5 protein-coding genes are annotated in these 3727 nt (G+C 72.1%); 3 read left to right on the forward strand and 2 right to left on the reverse strand.

Annotation, left to right across the window (positions count from 1 at the left end; genetic code table 11):
- Together Q0112_RS00870 and Q0112_RS00875 are read left to right on the forward strand one after the other, a co-directional pair.
- On the forward strand, positions 1-551 hold a 551-nt coding region (locus Q0112_RS00870; RefSeq protein WP_297970256.1), incomplete at its 5' end, for an HAD-IA family hydrolase.
- Positions 552-659: 108 nt separating this feature from the next.
- A complete protein-coding gene (locus Q0112_RS00875) occupies positions 660-1148 on the forward strand; it encodes a redoxin domain-containing protein (RefSeq protein ID WP_297970258.1) in 489 nt (162 codons plus the stop codon).
- A gap of 188 nt (positions 1149-1336) precedes the next feature.
- On the opposite strand, the gene Q0112_RS00880 is transcribed toward Q0112_RS00875, so the two are convergent.
- Positions 1337-2266, reverse strand: a complete 930-nt coding sequence (locus Q0112_RS00880) for a DMT family transporter (protein WP_297970260.1) — start codon at positions 2264-2266, stop codon at positions 1337-1339.
- A gap of 22 nt (positions 2267-2288) precedes the next feature.
- Positions 2289-2852 carry an elongation factor P gene (gene efp, locus Q0112_RS00885; RefSeq protein ID WP_297970262.1) on the reverse strand — a complete coding sequence of 188 codons (564 nt, stop codon included), beginning with the start codon at positions 2850-2852 and terminating at the stop codon, positions 2289-2291.
- Between the two features lie 128 nt (positions 2853-2980).
- Between efp and Q0112_RS00890 the strand changes: the two genes are divergently transcribed.
- Positions 2981-3727: DEAD/DEAH box helicase (locus tag Q0112_RS00890; RefSeq protein ID WP_297970264.1), on the forward strand; the 747-nt coding region annotated here is incomplete at its 3' end.

Genomic DNA, 3727 nt, shown 5'->3' on the forward strand with positions numbered 1-3727 from the left:
CGCGCGACCGGGCGACCGCCTTCGCGGGCGGGCGGGCGATGCTGCGGGCGGGGCTCGGCCGGCTGGGGGCGGTGGACGAGGCGGAGGTGGACCGGCTCTATCCGCGGCTCCTCGATCTCTACGGCGCGGGGCTCGCGGTGCACAGCCGGCTCTACGACGGGGTCGGGGAGGCGCTCGACCGGCTGGAGGCACGCGGCTGGGCGCTCGGGATCTGCACCAACAAGCCCGAGGCGCTGGCGCGGGGGCTGCTCGACGCGCTGGGGCTCGGGCAGCGGTTCGCGGTGCTGCTCGGGGCGGACAGTCTGCCCTGGCGCAAGCCGGATCCGCGCCACCTGCTCGAGACCGTCGCCCGGCTCGGCGGCGTGCCGGACCGGGCGGTGCTGGTGGGCGACACGGTCACCGACCGCGACGCGGCGCGGGCGGCCGGCATGCCCTGCGTGCTGGTCGGGTTCGGACCGGAGGGGGATGCGGTGGCGGCGCTCGAGCCGACGGCGCTGGTCGCGCACTACGACGACCTGCCGGACCTCCTCGAGCGGCTGGTGCCGACCTGATGGCGCATCTCCGTCAGGGATTGACGAATGATAGCGACTCGATACGGCATTGTCCGCCGGCCGCACGACCGACCGTCGACAGCCGTGTCATCTGCATGGAGCAGGAGGATGCCTAGGCGCCCACCGCCCGAAGGTTCGGTCGCGCCGGAGATCGACGCGGTCGAGTGGTTCAACGTCGAGGCGTCGATGACGCTCGCCGGGCTGCGCGGGCGAGTGGTGGTGCTGCACGCCTTCCAGATGCTCTGCCCGGGGTGCGTGGCGGCGGGGTTGCCCCAGGCAAAGCGGATCGCGGCGACCTTCCCGGCGGCGGAGGTCGCGGTCATCGGGCTGCATACGGTCTTCGAGCATCATGCGGCGATGACGACGGTGGCGCTCGCGGCCTTCATCCACGAGTACCGGCTGCGCTTTCCGATCGCGGTGGATCGGCCCGGGGAGGCCGGGCCGATGCCGCGGACGATGGCGGCCTACGGGATGCAGGGGACGCCGAGCCTGGTGCTGATCGACCGGGCCGGGCGGATCCGGCGGCATTCGTTCGGCGCCGAGGAGGACATGCGGGTGGGCGCGGAGATCGCGCTGCTGCTGGCCGAGCCGGGGTGAGGCGGCTCCAGGGCTTGGCATCATACGGTCGCCGGCTGATAGGCGCGCTCCGAAGGGCCGTTAACCACCATGAAGGTCGAGTTAACGCCGGAGCGATCATTGAGAGATTTCAACGGCTTGTCTGGAGTCGCACGCGTGCGACTGCGTGCGAGGGCGGCCCACGTTCAGGCGATCCGACGGTTTCCGTGTCAGACGGCCGGCGGGGCGGAGAGGCTCGCGGCGCGCTCGCGGTGGAGGATGTAGAGGCCGGCGGCGATGGTGACGGCGATGCCGAGGGCGGCGAGGCCGTTCGGCAGGTCGCCGAAGATCGCCCAGCCGATCAGCGTGGCGAAGGGGAGCTCGAGGTACTGCATCGGGGCGAGTGTGCTCGAGGGCGCGAAGCGCAGCGCATAGGTGATCGCGAGGTGCGCGGCAGTGCCGAAGACGCCGAGAAGGAGCAACAGGATCCATTCGGCGCCGGAGACGGCGACCGGGTCGAGCTCGGGCCAGCCGCGGCCGGCGGCGAGGAGGACGAGCGGCGCGAGGATGGCGGTGGCGGCGAGGCCGCTCGCGGCCTGCAGCGCGACGGGATCGGTCTCGCGCGCGATGGCGCGGGTGACGAGCATGAAGAAGGAGAAGAGGACGGCGGAGAGGAGCGGCAGCAGCGCCGGCGCCCCGACCGCCGCGAAGCTCGGCTGCACGACCATCAGCGTGCCGGCGAAGCCGACCACGCAGGCGCCGAGGCGGTGCGGGCCGACCCTCTCGCCGGCGAGCCGGCCGAAGAGGAGCAGGATGAAGGGCATCACGAAGCAGATCGCCACCGTCTCGGCCATCGGCAGGAAGCGGAGCGCGGCGAAGAAGGCGCCGAGCGAGACGATGTGGAGGAGCGTGCGCAGCATCGTCAGGGCCCAGACCCGCGGGGTAAGTGCGAGCGAGCCCCCGGCGCACCGGACGAGGGGCAGCAGCAGGATCGCCTGCAGCGCGTAGCGGGCGATGAGGAGCTCGCCGAGGGGCAGCGCGCCGAGCAGCTTGCCCATCGCGTCGCCGAGCGGCGCGAGGATGCAGAAGGCGACGACGAGAAGGACGCCGAGCAGCGGACGGTCGGCGGCGGCCGGCACGGCCGGGGATAGGGTGGTCATGGCGTGCCGGTCATGCGGGGTCTCAGGCGCGCTCGACGTATTCCATGGTCTCGGTGGAGACGACGACCGCCTCACCCTCGCCGACGAAGGGCGGGATCATGATGCGGACGCCGTTGTCGAGGATCGCCGGCTTGAACGAGTTGGCAGCAGTCTGGCCCTTCACCGCCGGCTCGGTCTCGACGACGGTGCAGGTGACCTTGTCGGGGAGCTGGGCGTTCAGCGCCTCGTCCTCGTAATACTCGACCTGGATCGTCATGCCGTCCTGCAGGAAGGGGCGGCGGTCACCGAAGATGTCGGCCGGGATCGTCACCTGCTCGAAGGTGTCGGTGTCCATGAAGTGGAGGAGGCCGTCGGACTCGTAGAGGAACTGCTGGTCCTTCTGGTCGAGGCGGACGCGCTCGACCTTGTCGGCGGAGCGGAAGCGCTCGTTGAGCTTGCGGCCGTCGCGGATGTTCTTGAGCTCGACCTGGGCGAAGGCGCCGCCCTTGCCGGGCTTCACGTGGGAGGTCTTCACCGCGACCCAGAGGCCGCCATCGTGCTCGATGATGTAGCCCGGGCGGATTTCGTTGCCGTTGATCTTGGGCATGGAAGGGGGTCCGTTATCGGTTCGGAAATTTGCCGGTGCTATATGCGCAAGTTCGTGCGCTGGCAAGTTGCCGGCGGGTGGCCCCGGGCGCGTTCCGGGGGCGGGATCGAATTCTGGGACATGAGTGAATGATTACCTGCAGGGGGCACCTGCCCAAGGCCTTTGCGCGCACGCTCGCCACCCGCGGCTTCCGCCGCCTGACCCCGGTGCAGCGGGCGATGCTGCGGCTCGAGGCAGCGGACCGCGACCTTCTCGTCTCGGCAGGGACCGGGTCCGGCAAGACGGTCGCCTTCGGGCTGATGCTGGCGCGGCGGCTGGTGGCGCCGGGCGGGCGGTTCAACGCCGCGCCCGGGCCGCGGGCGATCGTGGTCGCGCCGACCCGCGAGCTGGCGATGCAGGTGCGGGGCGAGCTAGCCTGGCTCTTCGCCGGCACCGGGGCGCGGGTCGGGAGCTGCACCGGCGGCACCGATCTCGCGGCCGAGCGGGCGGCGCTGGCGGCCGGGCTCGATCTCGTGGTCGGGACGCCGGGGCGGCTCGGGCGGCACCTGCGGATGGGGACGCTCGATCCGGGCGCGGTGGCGGTGGTGGTGCTCGACGAGGCCGACCAGATGCTGGCGCCGGACTTCCGGGTCGAGCTCGAGGCGCTCCTCGCCGCGCTACCGGCGGAGCGGCAGACGCTCATGTTCTCGGCGACGGTCGACGCGGAGGTGGAGGCGCTGGCGGCGCGCTTCCAGTCCGGGGCGCTCAGGATCGCGGCGGACGCAGCGGGCGGGTTCGAGCTGCAGGGCGTGGCGGTCGCCCGGGCCGATCGCGAGGCGGCGGTGGTGAACCTGCTCCGGCTGCACGAGGCGCGGGCGGCGCTCGTCTTCTGCGGC

The organism is uncultured Amaricoccus sp. (assembly GCF_937858865.1).
In the GTDB taxonomy this organism is placed as follows: Bacteria; Pseudomonadota; Alphaproteobacteria; order Rhodobacterales; family Rhodobacteraceae; genus Amaricoccus.